This window comes from Mannheimia sp. E30BD, assembly GCF_041807785.1.
Classification (GTDB): domain Bacteria; phylum Pseudomonadota; class Gammaproteobacteria; order Enterobacterales; family Pasteurellaceae; genus Mannheimia.
Map to the genome: position 1 here is coordinate 1 of NZ_JBGTYX010000013.1, position 16159 is coordinate 16159.

The 16159-nt window shown below is 37.7% G+C and carries 12 protein-coding genes and 2 pseudogenes; 7 read left to right on the forward strand and 7 right to left on the reverse strand.

Going from position 1 to position 16159, the window contains the following annotated elements:
• Positions 1-142: 142 nt before the first annotated feature.
• The 4 genes and pseudogenes from ACERCG_RS08175 to ACERCG_RS08190 all read right to left on the reverse strand — a co-directional run bounded on the left by ACERCG_RS08175 (position 143) and on the right by ACERCG_RS08190 (position 2532).
• A complete protein-coding gene (locus tag ACERCG_RS08175; RefSeq protein WP_020824063.1) occupies positions 143-427 on the reverse strand; it encodes a hypothetical protein in 285 nt (94 codons plus the stop codon).
• Between the two features lie 210 nt (positions 428-637).
• On the reverse strand, positions 638-934 hold the full coding sequence (locus tag ACERCG_RS08180) for a single-stranded DNA-binding protein (protein WP_005821707.1): 297 nt from the start codon (positions 932-934) through the stop codon (positions 638-640).
• Between the two features lie 29 nt (positions 935-963).
• Positions 964-2187, reverse strand: a pseudogene (locus tag ACERCG_RS08185) (phage/plasmid replication protein, II/X family); the annotation flags it as partial.
• 57 nt (positions 2188-2244) lie between these two features.
• The gene (locus ACERCG_RS08190) at positions 2245-2532 is read right to left on the reverse strand and encodes a hypothetical protein (protein ID WP_173632047.1); all 288 of its coding nucleotides are present in this window, start codon (positions 2530-2532) and stop codon (positions 2245-2247) included.
• Between the two features lie 218 nt (positions 2533-2750).
• Here ACERCG_RS08190 and ACERCG_RS08195 point away from each other — a divergent pair, with 218 nt between their 5' ends.
• On the forward strand, positions 2751-4229 hold the full coding sequence (locus ACERCG_RS08195; protein ID WP_373611550.1) for a nicotinate phosphoribosyltransferase: 1479 nt from the start codon (positions 2751-2753) through the stop codon (positions 4227-4229).
• A 72-nt stretch (positions 4230-4301) separates the two neighbouring features.
• Here the strand turns inward: ACERCG_RS08195 and cpdB are convergent, their stop codons facing one another.
• Positions 4302-6278 carry a 2',3'-cyclic-nucleotide 2'-phosphodiesterase gene (gene cpdB, locus ACERCG_RS08200; protein WP_373611551.1) on the reverse strand — a complete coding sequence of 659 codons (1977 nt, stop codon included), beginning with the start codon at positions 6276-6278 and terminating at the stop codon, positions 4302-4304.
• A 240-nt stretch (positions 6279-6518) separates the two neighbouring features.
• Here cpdB and ACERCG_RS08205 point away from each other — a divergent pair, with 240 nt between their 5' ends.
• From ACERCG_RS08205 to ACERCG_RS08230, 6 genes and pseudogenes are all read left to right on the forward strand, one after another.
• The gene (locus ACERCG_RS08205) at positions 6519-7727 is read left to right on the forward strand and encodes an acetate kinase (protein ID WP_373611552.1); all 1209 of its coding nucleotides are present in this window, start codon (positions 6519-6521) and stop codon (positions 7725-7727) included.
• Positions 7728-7777: 50 nt separating this feature from the next.
• Entirely contained in the window at positions 7778-9913 is a 2136-nt protein-coding gene (gene pta, locus ACERCG_RS08210) for a phosphate acetyltransferase (RefSeq protein WP_373611553.1), read from the forward strand.
• A 124-nt stretch (positions 9914-10037) separates the two neighbouring features.
• Complete coding sequence (gene can, locus ACERCG_RS08215; protein ID WP_373611554.1) at positions 10038-10718, forward strand: carbonate dehydratase; 681 nt, start codon at positions 10038-10040, stop codon at positions 10716-10718.
• Positions 10719-11033: 315 nt separating this feature from the next.
• Complete coding sequence (locus tag ACERCG_RS08220; protein WP_373611555.1) at positions 11034-12755, forward strand: acetolactate synthase 3 large subunit; 1722 nt, start codon at positions 11034-11036, stop codon at positions 12753-12755.
• On the forward strand, positions 12748-13239 hold the full coding sequence (ilvN, locus tag ACERCG_RS08225; RefSeq protein ID WP_373611556.1) for an acetolactate synthase small subunit: 492 nt from the start codon (positions 12748-12750) through the stop codon (positions 13237-13239). Before ACERCG_RS08220 ends, ilvN begins: the two co-directional genes overlap by 8 nt.
• A 102-nt stretch (positions 13240-13341) precedes the next feature.
• Positions 13342-14321 (forward strand): annotated as a pseudogene (locus ACERCG_RS08230) (IS3 family transposase).
• Between the two features lie 49 nt (positions 14322-14370).
• Here the strand turns inward: ACERCG_RS08230 and argA are convergent.
• Complete coding sequence (gene argA / locus ACERCG_RS08235; RefSeq protein WP_373611557.1) at positions 14371-15684, reverse strand: amino-acid N-acetyltransferase; 1314 nt, start codon at positions 15682-15684, stop codon at positions 14371-14373.
• Positions 15685-15814: 130 nt separating this feature from the next.
• Entirely contained in the window at positions 15815-16000 is a 186-nt protein-coding gene (locus ACERCG_RS08240) for a DUF1508 domain-containing protein (protein ID WP_025217281.1), read from the reverse strand.
• Between the last annotated feature and the right edge of the window lie 159 nt (positions 16001-16159).

Here is a 16159-nt window from a genome sequence, read left to right on the forward strand (position 1 = left end):
AAGTATGCTCTCAATAAACAATAATGCTGTATATAAAACCACGCAATACAGCTTCCGAATTTTAAAAAAGTGCCAAAGTTGGCACCAAAGTTCGGGTGTTACAGAACTCCCGAACTTTTTTGAGCAAAAAACACACACCACCTCAACGGCGAAAAAATCGACTTTTAGGCGATTTACGATAAGTCCTAATAAACTCATCAAGCTCAATAGGAATATCTGAATTAACCAACTCTTGCAGAAAATACATAAAATGCTCCAGTTGCTCAAAACGTTTATCACTCACTTCTCTACTCTCACTTAAATCATATTGAAAGCGGACTTCCAGCGTATTAACTGATAAATAGATGCGGTGGTTATTTGTTTTTAAGAGCTTAACAGTTTCAAAGAAGTGTTTAGGGGTGATATGAGAAAGGGTAATATTTGCCATAATGACCTCGAGAGTCATTATTTCGCATAACAGCAGATTATGTGTAAATTCTCGTGCAGTGGGGCAAGCCTATTATACTGCACTCGAATTGTAACATAATCTGTAAGTCATTATGCGAATAAATAGGGTGTAACCAATTGATTTATAAGGATACTTTCATCTTAACGTTTGTAACCATTTGATTTTAAAGGAAAATATCCTTATCTAAGATTACTTATCTTCAGCAGGAACTAAAATTACATCGCCAACTTGCAAATCAAAGTATCCGCTTGTTTTAAATGATTTTGGATGTACATAATAGCTACCTGCACCATAAGGAATTTGATCTTTAGCTAATGGCACTTTAAACTGCACTGGAAATTGACCGCCTAAGTCAATATAAGCTTCTTGAGTGCGGATAAACCAATCTTTGCCCGTTTTTTCACTTTTGCCTGAACGTTCATCAATTCGAGATGTAGGGAAAATTTGAACTTTCAAAAGATACTGTTTAATGTCTTGATTACTCATAATGTTTTCCTTTTGGTTGGGTTAAAAATCTATGCGGCTAATAATTCAAAATCATCTAAAGTCGGCTCTATATACCAGTCAGGTCTTTGACAGCTAAAGTCTATTTCAACAAGTTTCATCAATGGAATGATGTTATGACGTTCGTGAGCTTTTAGATTTTGCAACTGAGCTTTGGTCAAACCAATAGCAATAAGATCCTTTTCATATCTCCAAAATGTGTTTCTTGGCATAGCGTCTAAGGTTTCCCTATAGCCATCACTTAGTAAATTCTTATAAAAACTGAATAAACGATCAGCTTTCGCATAGCTCACATTTCCTTTTGGAGTGATTGAAAAATAATTTTTCCGTAATAAACGCTGAATTTGATCTCTGTTGTAAATATTCATATTGCTTTCCCCGACAGCCTTAATAATGTCTTTGAATGCGTCTTGCCATAGGTCTTTAATCAGGCTTCTACCCTGCTCTTCGTAATCTCTCTGATAGTTAATTAAGTCAAATAAATTGCGTGGGATTTGATGTTTATCTAAATAACGTTGTTTTAATCTTGCTTCAAAACGAACACATTTTTTTGAAAATTCAATGAGATTTGGATTACTTAATACTTGAATTGAGTTTTGCAGATACTTTTTACTTGGTGATTTTTTGAAGTCGTGCTGGGCTTCTTGTAGTCTTTTTTGAACTTCATTACCTTTTAGATAGACTTTTAAAATACGGTGTTCTGAACCTGAATTCCATTCAGCCGTTGTATCATATTCTTTGTTATGTCTTGTGCGGCGTGTTTGTCCTAAATGGATGTTTTGGAAAAAAGAGATAAGTTGTTTTTGGATAGATTCCGAATCAATATGAGCTGAATAAGTTACATCAATCCAATCAACTGACGTTTGTTCTATATCAACCATTTCATAAAGCTCTGGCATTGCTTTGATGAATGAACTCAACATTACAAAAGCACAGATTTCTAGGTTTGTTGAGCCGAAAACATTGTGTCCTTGCAATAATTTTGCAGGGCTTGCTTTCAACTCAACATAAGGCGGTGTTTTCATTCTGTCACTACCATTAAAGATTTTCATCGCCAATGAAGAAAAATGGCTAGGAATAGATTCATAAGGGTGAGATAGCTCTTGAACATCAAGATCTCCGTCTATTTCAAAAGTCACATTTGATGATTTCAGTTTTATTCCTGTTCTTCTTGCAATTTCTATCAAAGTCTCTTTCAAAAAGGAGGTCTCACCGTCCTTACAGACGATGAGTGGACTATTATAGGGTAGTCCACTGCCCTAACAACTCCATTTTCCCCCTAAAAGGTCATATCACCGCCCTCTAAAATACCCACATCTTGGACTTTTACTGTAAGTTTTTACAAATTCATCAAGATCTATTGGTACATTAGAATTAACAAGTTCCTGCAAAAACAGCATAAAATGCTCTAATTGGTCAAAACGTTTGTCTGTGTCGGTTTTACTTTCATTATTATCAAGTTTAAAACGGACTTCAATGGAATTAACACCTATATAAATGCGGTGTTCGGTCGTTTTAAGTAGTTTGACCGTTTCATAAAAATGCTTTGGTGTAAGATGAGATAAGGTAATATTAGCCATAATTTCGCATAACAACAGGTTATGTGTAAATTCTCGTGCAGTAGGGGCAAGCCCAATTATACTGCACTCGAATTGTAACATAACCTGTAGGCCATTATGCGAATTTTTATTGAGGGTTATTATTTGGGGTTCATTCTCATTTTGTAATAAATACTTTCCATTTTAAACTAAGTTATGTTAGGCTTTAGCAACTTAAAATGACATAAGGAATTTGCCAAATGAATAGCATATTAGATAAAAAAATCAAATCTACTGCAATCCCATCATTATTATGTGATTTTTACAAAACCTCGCACAGAATACAATATCCAGAAGGTTCACAATTTTTATATAGCACCTTTACACCTCGTAGTAATGCAAAGGCTCCATTTCTGCATCGTATTGTTTCATTTGGTTTTCAAGCCTTTATTATGAAATACTTAATTCATTATTTTAATGATAATTTTTTCTCTCGTTCAGAATCTGAAGTTGTGACTGAATACACGAAATTTATTGCAGATACATTACACATTGAAGATTCTGGCGAACATATCGCACAATTACATCAATTAGGTTATTTGCCAATTAGAATTAAAGCTATTCCTGAAGGTAAATCAGTGGCAATTAAAGTGCCGATGATGACTATTGAAAACACGCATCCTGATTTCTTTTGGCTTACCAATTATTTGGAAACGTTGATTAATGTTTCGTTATGGCAGCCGATAACATCAGCCTCTATTGCTTTTGCTTATCGTAAAACATTAATGCAGTTTTCCGAGCAAACCTGCGATGATCATCGCCATCTACCCTTCCAATCGCACGATTTTTCAATGCGTGGAATGAGTTCATTAGAATCAGCTGAAACCTCTGGAGCTGGGCATTTAACCTCATTTTTAGGTACAGATACCATTCCTGCCATTTCATTTGTGGAGGCCTATTATGGCTCTAAAAATTTAATCGGTACATCAATTCCAGCTTCCGAGCATTCTGTAATGAGTTCGCACGGGGTTGATGAATTGCCAACCTTCCGCTATTTAATGAATAAATATCCGAATAATATGCTCTCTATTGTAGCGGATACTACCGATTTTTGGCATAACATCACGGTAAATCTGCCATTACTCAAAGAGGAAATTTTAGCTCGTCCAGAATCAGCAAAAGTTGTTATTCGCCCTGATAGTGGCGACTTTTTTACCATTATTTGTGGCGATGTTACCGCCGGAACCGAACACGAACGCAAAGGATTAATTGAGTGTTTATGGGATATTTTCGGTGGAACAATCAATAACAAAGGCTATAAAGTGCTTAATTCGCATATTGGGGCTATTTATGGCGATGGTGTAACCTATGAAAAAATGGTTAAAATTTTGGAGGGATTGGAAGCGAAAGGTTTTGCTTCAAGCAATATTATATTTGGTGTTGGGGCTCAAACCTATCAACGCAATACAAGAGATACGCTTGGTTTTGCGATTAAAGCGACTTCCATCACCATTAATGGCGCTGAGAAAGCTATTTTCAAAGCTCCAAAAACCGATGATGGCTTGAAAAAATCGCAAAAAGGCCGAGTAAAGGTAACGACTTTAGAGAGCTATATCGATGGTTTAACTGCCCTAGATGATTGTTCTGATGATCTTTTAGAAGTGATTTTTGAAAATGGTAAATTGGTTAAAGAAACTAATTTTGATGAAATTCGTCAAAATATTGCTGAACAGTTCTAGTTAAAATAAGCGGTTGAATTTTATAAAAATTTTGCCAAAAATTTAGAAAATCCAACCGCTTGTTATTTTATATTACTTCGTTAAATCAATACGATACACCGCAAAGCCTGTTTCATCGTTTTCAACATACTCCATCAGATATTGAGCATTCTCTTTAATAAAGGCTTTTGCTTTTTCCGTTGGTGAGGTTTCAAAACGAACATCAAGTTTTACTGTTGAATTAATTGGTGCAATTCGCCAGTTGTTATCTGCTTTCGGGCTTACTTGTCCGTGAGTTTTACTTTCTGCGGTAATATAATTCGCTAATACTTGGCGATTTTCATCAGGGGCTGCAAAAACAATGTGTTTATCGCCTGTTCCTGGGAATTTCGCACCATAAGCTCGGTAGTTGTTAGTGGCAATTAAAAACGATTGGTTTGGATCGACTGGTTTTCCTTCAAAAGTCAAATTAACCACACGATGAGCATTTTCGTTGATTAACTTACAATCGCCGTCATAACGAGCAGGTTGCGTTAAGTCAAATTGATAACTTACCCCATCAATCACATCAAAATTGTAGGTGCGGAATCCTGTCCAATCCAGTAGGGATTGTGGTTTATCGCTCGTTACATCTATTTGTTTGAACATTCCAGCACTGCATTCTAACCACTCTTTTAATTCTGCACCGCTGGCTTTAACTACCACCAAGGTGTTTGGATAAAGGTATAAATCTGCCGCATTACGGAAGGTTAATTCGCCTTTATCAACTTCGGTATAGCCTGTTGGATCGTTTTTACGACCACCCGCTTTAAATGGGGCTCCAGCACTTAGAATAGGAAGCTCTGCAAGTTCAGGCAAGCCTTTAACCACGTTTTCTACATAGGCTTTTTGTGCTTGGTTTACAATTTGAATGGTTGGGTCATCTTGAACTAAAGCAAGATAGCTGTACATATTATCTGTTGCTTTACCGATTGGTTGAGCCACAAATTTACGGGTTTCTTCGTGTGTTTCTTTTAATAACGCTGCAATTTCCGGGTGGTTTTCAACGGTTGCTTTTTTCGTTTCATTGTCATAGATCGGGCGTAACTCTGCTCTACCGTCCACAACTACCCATTTGCCGTTATTTTGAGCCAAATTTAAATCAATTACACTAATATTGTTTGCCCAATAGCCAGCCATACTTTGCGGGATACCTTTCATTGTACCTTTTGCAATATCTGCATTTGGAGACGTAGCAAATTCTTTATTTGGGAATAATCGGTGCGAATGTCCGAAAACAACCGCATCAAGTCCTTTTACATCAGCAAGATAGAATGCTGAATTTTCCGCTCCTTCTTGGTAAGGCTCATCTGATGGCCCTGTATGAGCAAGTGCGATAACAATGTCTGCGCCAGCTTCTTTTAGCATAGGAACATATTTTTGTGCAGTTTTAACAATATCTCTTGCCTCAACCTGTCCTTCCAAATTTGCTTTATCCCACACCATTACTTGTGGAGGCACAAAACCGATATAACCGATTTTGATGGTTTGCTCTTTACCATTTTCATCAATGATTTTTTTCTCTTGAATAATATAAGGTGTGAAGAATGGCGAATCAGTTCCCGGTTTTACAATATTGGCATTAATGATAGGGAATTTAGCCTGCTTAATTGCACTATCCAAATAAGCTAACCCGTAGTTAAATTCGTGATTACCTAATGTCCCAACATCATATTGCATCGCATTTAATGCCATAATTGAAGGCTCTGCTCTGCCCTCTTTTGAGCCCTTAGTAGATTGATAGTCGGCAATAGGATTACCTTGGATTAAATCACCATTATCAACTAGAACACTGTTTCTTACTTGCTCTCTAGCCTGTTTTATTAAGGTTGCAGCTCGAGTAAAACCAAATTTTTCGGTTGGTGCATCTTTATAATAATCAAAATCGGTTAAAAAACTGTGAATATCTGTTGTTGCAATCACACGTAATGAGGCTTTATTTTGAGCATTTTGGGCAAAAGCAGAGGGTTGAGTGCCTAAAATAAGCATCGCACTTGCACCAAGTTGAATAAACTTTCTTCTATTTAGCATAAATGAATCTCCAAATGAAATAAAAACAGAAAACTGCAAAATATTTTAAAAAAATAACCGCTTGTTTGCTATGTTTTTTCACATTTATACCTTATTATATCAAATTTTAAGCACATTTTTGCCTTTCTTTTATTTCAAGCATTTATTTTAATGGCTGAAAGGTGTATCCTTTATGCCCGAATATACAAGTAAAAATTTGTATTTTATTCAACGTCATTTCAAAAATAAGGTAATTTGACCATGTCTAAAAACTTAATCTTAATTCTTAACTGTGGTAGTTCATCTCTTAAATTTGCCATTTTAGATCCGAAAACTGGTGATGAAAAGTTATCTGGTCTGGCTGAAGCATTTAATTTAGAAGATGCTCGTATCAAATGGAAGTTAAATGGAGAGAAAGGTAATGCCGATTTAGGCGCAGGTGCAGCACATAGCGAAGCACTTACATTTATTGCTGAAAAATTATTACCTAATGAATTAAAAGAAAACATTGGTGCTATTGGTCATCGTATTGTTCACGGTGGCGAGAAATTCACCTCTTCTGTAGTTATTACAGATGAAGTGATTAAAGGTATTGAAGAAGCAAGCCAATTTGCACCACTACACAACCCTGCACATTTAATCGGTATCAATGAAGCATTCCGCATCTTCCCTGAATTAAAAGATAAAAACGTGGCTGTATTCGATACTGCGTTCCACCAAACAATGCCAGAACAGGCATTCTTATATGCTCTCCCATACAAATTATATAAAGAAAATGGTATTCGCCGTTACGGTTTCCACGGTACCAGTCATTTCTACATCACTTCACAAATTGCTGAATTAGCAGATAAACCGGTAGATCAAACAAACGCAATTATCTGCCATTTAGGTAATGGTGGTTCTGTATCAGTTGTGCGTAACGGTAAGTGTATTGACACTTCAATGGGTTTAACACCATTAGAAGGTTTAGTAATGGGCACTCGTTCTGGTGATTTAGACCCAGCCATCATCTCTTTCTTATACAACAACTTAGGTATGTCAATGAAAGAGATTGATGATACTCTAGTAAAACAATCAGGTCTTTTAGGCTTAACAGGTGTAACCAGCGACTGCCGTTACTCTGAAGATAACTACAGTGATGAATCTAAACCAGAAGCAAAACGTGCTTTAGATGTTTATAGCTACCGTTTAGCTAAATATATCGGTTCATATATGGCGATTTTAGGTTCTGATCACTTAGATGCTATTGCCTTTACAGGCGGTATCGGCGAAAACTCTGGTTTAGTGCGTGAATTAACCTTAAATCACTTAAAATTATTTGGTATTAAGCTAGATAAAGAGCGTAACCTAGCTGCTCGTTTTGGTAAAGATGGGGTAATTACAACTGATGACTCAGCATTCAAAGCAGTTGTAATCCCAACTAACGAAGAGTTAGTAATTGCACAAGATACCGCTAAATTAGCACTATAATGATACAGGGGCAGATATTCTGCCCTTTCACTTTCTAATTGGAAATAATTATGTCTAGAACAATTATTCTTATCCCTGTTTCAACGGGTGTTGGCTTAACAAGCGTAAGTTTAGGCTTAGTTCACGCACTAGAGCAAAAAGGTTCTAAAGTTGGCTTCTTAAAACCAATTGCCCAGCCTATTAGTGGCGAAGATACCTTAGACCGCTCAACCACTATTATTCGTGCAGACCAAACCACAGAAGTTGGCGAGCCATTTATGCTTAGCGAAGCGGAAGCGTTAATCGGTCAAAACCAAACTGATGTGTTATTGGAAAAAGTGGTAGAACGCCACCAAAAACTATCTAAAAATAATGAAATTATCATTATTGAAGGTTTAATTCCAACCCGTAAAAATTCTTATGCTAACAGCATTAACTATGAGATTGCACAATCGCTTGATGCTGAGATCGTGTTAGTCGCAGCTCCAGCTTCAGATACGCCTGCTCAATTAAAAGAGCGTATTGAAGCCGCGGCTTCACAGTTTGGTGGTCGCCACAATCCGAATTTATTAGGTGTTATTATCAATAAATTCAATGCACCTGTTGATGATTCTGGTAGAACTCGCCCAGATTTAACTGAAATTTTCGATTCATTCCAACACTCTAACAACAATGTAGCTGAAGTAGAAAATCTCTTTGCGAAAAGCCCAATTGAACTCTTAGGTTGTATCGGTTGGAAAGCAGAGCTGATTGCTACTCGTGCTATTGATGTTGCTAAACATTTAGGTGCTTCTATTATCAATGAGGGCGAACTTAAAACTCGCCGTATTCGTGGTGTTACTTTCTGTGCCCGCAGCTTACCACATATGGTGGATCACTTTAAAGCAGGGAGTTTATTGGTGACTTCAGCAGATCGTCCAGAAGTATTAGTTGCTGCTTCACTTGCTGTGATGAATGGCGTGAAAATTGGTGCTATTTTATTAACAGGCGGTTACAAAATTGATAACATCATTGGCAAACTTTGCCAACAAGCCTTTGAAACAGGTGTTCCTGTATTCCGTATTGAAGGAAACACTTGGCAAACGGCATTGAGCTTGCAAAGTTTTAGCTTAGAAGTGCCTGTAGATGATAAAGAGCGTATCGCCGCGATCAAAGAGTATATGGCAAGTCAATTTAATGTGAACTTCATTGATGAAATGTCTAAGGCTGGCACTCGTACTCGTCGCCTCTCTCCTGCAGCATTCCGTTATCAATTAACTGAATATGCTCGCCAAGCGAAAAAACGCATTGTATTACCCGAAGGTGATGAACCCCGTACTGTTAAAGCGGCAGCATTATGTGCTGAACGTGGTATTGCAGAATGTATCTTATTGGCTAATCCAACCGATGTACAACGTGTTGCAGAAGCACAAGGGGTTGTATTAGGTAAAGGTGTTGTGGTTATTGACCCTGCAAGTATTCGTGATAACTATGTTGATCGTTTAGTTGAATTGCGTAAAGCAAAAGGTATGACTGAAGTTGTTGCCCGTGAACAGCTATTAGACAATGTAGTATTAGGTACAATGATGCTTGAAGCTAATGAAGTTGATGGTTTAGTCTCAGGTGCTGTACATACAACAGCAAATACAATCCGTCCGCCAATGCAGATCATTAAAACTGCACCGGGCAGCTCAATTGTTTCTTCAATCTTCTTTATGCTACTACCTGATCAAGTATTGGTATATGGTGACTGTGCAGTAAACCCAGATCCAACCGCAGAACAATTAGCTGAAATTGCAATTCAATCCGCTGAATCAGCGAAAGCATTTGGTATTGAGCCTCGTGTTGCGATGATCTCCTATTCTACCGGTACTTCTGGCTCTGGCGCAGATGTAGAGAAAGTAAAAGAAGCAACTCGTATTGCACAAGAAAAACGTCCGGACTTAGTGATTGATGGTCCGTTACAATATGATGCGGCGATTATGGAAGACGTTGCTCGCTCAAAAGCACCAAACTCGCCAGTAGCAGGTAAAGCAACGGTGTTTGTATTCCCAGATTTAAACACTGGTAATACCACCTATAAAGCAGTACAACGTTCTGCCGATTTAGTCTCTATTGGTCCGATGTTGCAAGGTATGCGTAAACCTGTAAATGACTTATCTCGTGGGGCTTTAGTTGATGACATTATTTATACAATCGCATTAACTGCTATTCAAGCAACACAATAATTGACTTATTATTGACTAATAAATGCCCTTCACGCAAAGGGCATTTTTATTTTTGCCTACCCTACTTTCCAATTTAATCATATAATCTTAGTCGGATAAAAATAGAGCATAAAAAGGAGAATTTATGGAGAAAATTGAACGCCTATTTGCGAATAATCACGCTTGGGCAACTCAGATGAAGGATGAACAATCCGATTATTTTAAAAAATTAGCCGAACATCAAAAGCCGACCTATTTGTGGATTGGCTGCTCGGATAGCCGTGTGCCTGCTGAAAAATTAACGGGTCTAGAACCGGGTGAATTATTTGTACATAGAAATGTAGCTAATATGGTTATTCATACTGATTTAAACTGTTTATCAGTCGTACAGTATGCTGTTGATGTACTCGAAATTGAACATATTATCATCTGTGGGCATACCAATTGTGGTGGCATTAATGCTGCAATGGCACAAAGCGATCTTGGTTTAATTAACAATTGGCTGCTCCACATTCGAGATATTTGGCTTAAGCATAGCTACCTATTAGGAAAGCTACCTTATGAAGAGCGTTCAAATGTACTAACTCGTTTGAATGTAGCAGAGCAAGTGTATAATTTAGGACAATCTTCTATTATCAGGGCTGCTTGGGAACGAGGCAAATCACTCTCATTACACGGCTGGGTTTATGATGTCAAAGATGGTTTCTTGCTCGATCAAGGTGTAATTGCGACCAGCCGAGAAACTTTAGAAATTACCTACCGCAATGCGATTGCTAAAATTACTACCGATGCCAATGAAAAGCTGGCATTACTTGAGGAAAATTAGCCATACAAGCGGTTAAATTTGCTAAATTTTTTGCAAATCATAAAACCTTTCTGTAGTATATTTTTTATGCAAAGAAAACGTTTTCGTAAGAAAGTTTTAAATTTTGCCTAAAGCATAAAATATAGAATATAAAATCATAAATCCAATTTTTATTGGATTTATTTTTATAAAAAACCAGATGAATCAAATTTAAAAACAGATAAAACCATAAAAATGCAATAAAGTTTAATCCTTTCCGGCTAGACAGCACTCAAGTTTTGTTGCAAAATCGCTCTATCTTATCTAAAACAGGATTTTATTTGGTTGGAGGATTTAATGAAAAAACTTTCTGGTGCAGAAATGGTTGTACAGTCGCTCAAGGACGAAGGCGTAGAATACGTTTTCGGTTATCCGGGCGGTTCTGTTCTTGATATTTATGATGCTATTCATACACTTGGCTTAAACCACGTTCTTGTTCGCCACGAGCAAGCGGCTGTGCATATGGCAGACGGTTATGCTCGCTCTACAGGTAAAGTAGGTTGTGTATTGGTCACTTCAGGACCAGGAGCAACTAATACCATTACAGGTATTTTAACTGCTTATACCGATTCTATCCCAATGGTAATCTTATCAGGGCAAGTGCCATCTAGCTTTATTGGAAGCGATGCATTCCAAGAATGCGATATGATAGGTATTTCTCGTCCAGTGGTAAAGCACAGTTTCCTAGTAAAAAGAACGGAAGATATTCCCCACATAATTAAAAAAGCATTCTATATAGCTTCAACTGGTCGTCCCGGCCCTGTAGTGATTGATATTCCAAAAGATATGGTAAACCCACTAAATAAATATCCGTATGAATATCCAAAATCAGTGCCAATGCGTTCATATAACCCAACGGTACAAGGTCATAAAGGTCAAATCAAAAAAGCATTAAAAGCTTTATTGGTAACGAAAAAGCCCATCCTCTATATCGGCGGTGGCGTGATTAGTGCAGAATGTTCTGCGGAAGTAACGGAGTTTGCTCAAAAATTAAACCTTCCCGTTACAACATCATTAATGGGATTAGGTGCTTACCCTGCTTCTGATAGACAATTCTTAGGAATGCTTGGTATGCACGGCACTTATGAAGCAAACAATGCTATGCACGAAAGTGATTTGATTTTAGGTATTGGTGTACGTTTTGATGATCGTACAACAAATAATTTAGCGAAATACTGTCCTAACGCTAAAGTTATTCACGTTGATATTGACCCAGCCTCTATTTCTAAAACCGTACCTGCCTATATTCCGATTGTAGGCAGTGCGAAAAATGTAATGGACGAATTTTTATCATTGCTTGATGATGAAAATCTTGCAAAAAGTCAGACAGATTTGACCGCTTGGTGGCAGCAAATTGATGAATGGAAAGCTCGTAACTGTCTTACTTTTGAAGAAAGTTCAGAAGTAATTAAACCACAACAAGTCATTAAAATGATCCACAAACTCACAAATGGAGAGGCTTATGTGGCATCAGATGTAGGACAACACCAAATGTTTGCAGCCCTTCATTATGGTTTTGATAAACCACGCCGTTGGATTAACTCAGGCGGTGCAGGCACAATGGGCTTTGGCTTACCTGCTGCAATGGGCGTTAAATTTGCTCACCCAGAGGCAACGGTTATTTGTGTAACGGGCGATGGCAGTATTCAGATGAATATTCAAGAGCTTTCAACGGCTAAACAATACGATACGCCGGTTGTGATTATCAGCTTAAATAATCGCTTCTTAGGTATGGTAAAGCAGTGGCAGGATATTATCTATTCAGGTCGTCATTCACAGGTGTATATGAATTCTCTGCCAAACTTCGCTAAATTAGCCGAAGCCTATGGACACGTTGGAATTCAAATTGATCACCCATCTGAATTGGAAGAAAAATTAACACAAGCCTTTAGTATTAAAGATAAATTGGTGTTTGTGGATATTCTGATTGATGAAACAGAGCACGTTTACCCAATGCAAATTCGTGGCGGTGCAATGAATGAAATGATGTTAAGTAAAACGGAGAGAACAAATGCGTAGAACATTAGCAGTATTATTAGAGAACGAATCAGGGGCGTTATCTCGTGTGGTTGCCTTGTTCTCACAACGTGGCTTTAACATTGAAAGTTTAACCGTTGCTCCAACCGACGATCCAAGCCTTTCACGAATGACAATTGTCGCACAAGGCGAAGAAAAGGTATTAGAGCAAATTGAAAAACAATTACACAAATTAGTCGATGTATTTAAAGTAAGCAATTTAAGTGCTTACGAGCACGTTGAGCGTGAAGTGTTATTAGTAAAAGTGCGTGCCACAGGCTCATCTCGTGATGAATTAAAACGTATGGTGGATATTTATCGTGGGCAAATCGTGGATTTAACACCAAAGCTTTACACCATTCAATTAGCTGGATCAAGCGAGAAACTCAATGCCTTTATTGACGCTGTGAAGGAAGAAACCTCAATTGTTGAAATCGTACGCTCTGGCGTTATTAGCCTCTCTCGTGGCGATAAAAACGCTCTGTAAGCGGTTAGATTTTCGTTAAAATTTGCAAAAATAAATCCCTTTATTGTGAACTGCACCCCAAAAGTTGGACTAAATAACCAACTGACTAAGGTGCAGATTTTTATGACTAAATACAACCAATCTTTCAAACAACAAGTGATCGAATTTTACCTTCAAACCGAGAAAAATCACTCGCTTACTCGTCAGTATTTTCAGCTAGAGAAAAGCACATTACGACTTTGGATTAACCAATATTATCATTATGGTTTCAATGTGTTAGCTGTTTTAGGTAAAAAGCAAACTTACTCCTCCGAATTCAAATTATCTGTGATACAAGCGGTTAAAAACGAGCAATTTTCTACAAAAAAGTCGCTTTGCATTTTGGCATTCCTTCCCCTGCTCTTATCAGCCAATGGTTGCAAGCCTTTGAGAAACAGGGTATAAACGGCTTATTACCTAAAATATTGAGAAAAATATGGACAATTAACCATAAAAAAGTCCAAGCGATAATGCAAAAATTGGGGTTGAAAGGGAAATGCAAGTACCGAAAATATCGCTCGTATCAAGGCGAAGTGGGTCGGATTACAGAAAATCGCTTACAGCAAGATTTTAATGCAACAAAACCCAATGAGAAATGGGGCACAGACATAACCGAGTTCAAATGTGCGGAAGGTAAACTTTATTTATCACTGATTAAGGACTTATTTAATGGCGAAATTATCGCCTATGACTTGGCAGAACCCCCGAATTTTGGGCAGATAACTCGAATGATGAATCAAGCGGTGGCAAGGCTTGACGGTTCAACACCGATATTACATTCCGACCAAGGTTGGCAATATCAAATGTTAGGTTTTCAGACAATTTGCTAACAAAATGGCATTAGACAAAGTATGTCAAGAAAGGGAAATTGCTTGGATAACAGTGCAATGGAAAGCTTTTTCGGGCGACTCAAAACGGAGTGTTATTTTGGTAAGCGGTTTAACACGCTTGCTGAGCTTAAACAAACTATTCAAGAGTACATTCATTACTACAATAATGAGCGTATTCAAGTGAAGCTAAAAGGACTGAGCCCTGTGGAGTACAGAACTCAGTCCTTGAATTAGAGCAGTCTAACTTTTTGGGTCAGATCAAAGATAAAGGGATTTTCTTATCTTAGAGTGGCAATATCAATACTTTTGATCTGCGTTGATAGTTATAATTTTCTCGCTTATAACGAGGTAAATCTTGAGCATCTGCTAATCTAAAACCACGTTCTTGAAACCATTGAGTAGTTCGGGTGGTTAGCACAAAGAGCTTTTCCATTCCTAACTGCTCTGCCCGTTTGCGGATATTCTCCAATAAAATATCGCCTCTTGAGGAATCTCGATAATCCGGGTGAACTGCCACGCAAGCCATTTCTGCCATTTTTTCTTCCGGATAGACATTCAATGCCGCACACGCAATAACTACGCCATCACGCTCAATAATGGTATAGTTAGCAATTTCCATTTCTAGCTGTTCACGAGAGCGTTTAACCAGAATGCCCTGTTGTTCAAGAGGACGAATTAAATCCAGTAATCCCGGAATATATCTTGCAGTAGCAATACGAATATTTTCCGAGTTTTCCATTGAGAACTGTGTACCGATACCATCACGAGAGAATAACTCTTGCAGTAGTGAGCCATCTTCTTTATAGCTCAGTAAATGGGAACGTTTTACCCCCTCTCGACAAACACTGATCGCTGCCTGTAAAAAACGGGCTTTTGCTGTATGATACTGCCCTTGCTCGATTAAATTGTTCAGCACCTTTTGTGCATCTTGTGGCAAGATATCCGAAATGACATTGCCTGCTTCATCTAAAATACCCTGCTCTTCACAAAAACCGATTAATTTATCGGCACGAAGTTTAATTGCAACTTGAGTGGCAATATCTTCAAACGGTAAATTAAACATCTCTCCTGTTACAGAAGGCGCTATAGGTCCAAGTAATACGATTGAATTTTGTGCAAGCTGCTGTTTGATGCTCTCCACATTAATGTGGCGAATTTTGCCACTTAAGGCATAATCTACCCCATCAACTACGCCAATTGGCTGAGCCAAGATCATATTACCGCTCACTACATTAATCACTTCGGAATGCGGTAAACGCAACGAAAGGCGGGCAAATAAGTCGTAATGGACTTTCCCTACCGCCTGTTTAACATACTCTAGTGATTGCAGATTTGTAATTCGAATATTATTGTAATATTCAGGCTCAATGTTATTTTGGGTTAAGAGCTGATTAATCTGTGGTCTTGCTCCAAACACAATTACTAATTTGATATTCAAGCTGTGTAGTAAGCTAATATCATTGATTATATTAATAAAATTTGGACTTTCGATAACATCGCCATCAAGCATAATGACAAAGGTTTTTCCTCTGTGCATATTGACATAAGGCGTAGATTGTCTAAACCATTGGGCTAAAGCTAATTCTGTGTTGTGCATAATTTCCTCATAATAATAGCCACTATATTAGCTTTTTTAGAAAAATCCGCAACCATTAAATTGAATAATTAATCATATTTTTTGCATAAATAACAAAGCCCCGATATTAAAAATATCAGGGCTTCATTTATTATGCTTCCGCTTTTGTTAAATCTTTAACTTCTGTTTCTGCGGTTACTTTTTTAACGGCTTCAATACCTTTTTGGCAACCTTGTTTGGTTTTATACGCTTCACCAGTTGCAACCACTTCGTGATTACCTGCTTTTAAACGCCAGCGGTATTCGCCTTTAGCATCTTGATAAATTTCAAAATACATATATTACACTCCTTAATGTACTATATACCCCAAACACTGCATTTGGTTTAGTTAGCTTAAGCGAAATTCAGAAAAATATCAAAGCAAGCGGTCACAAAAAGTATCACTTTTTGAACGTTAGCTTTACCAACGGCAGCGATGCTGTGAACAATACTTACA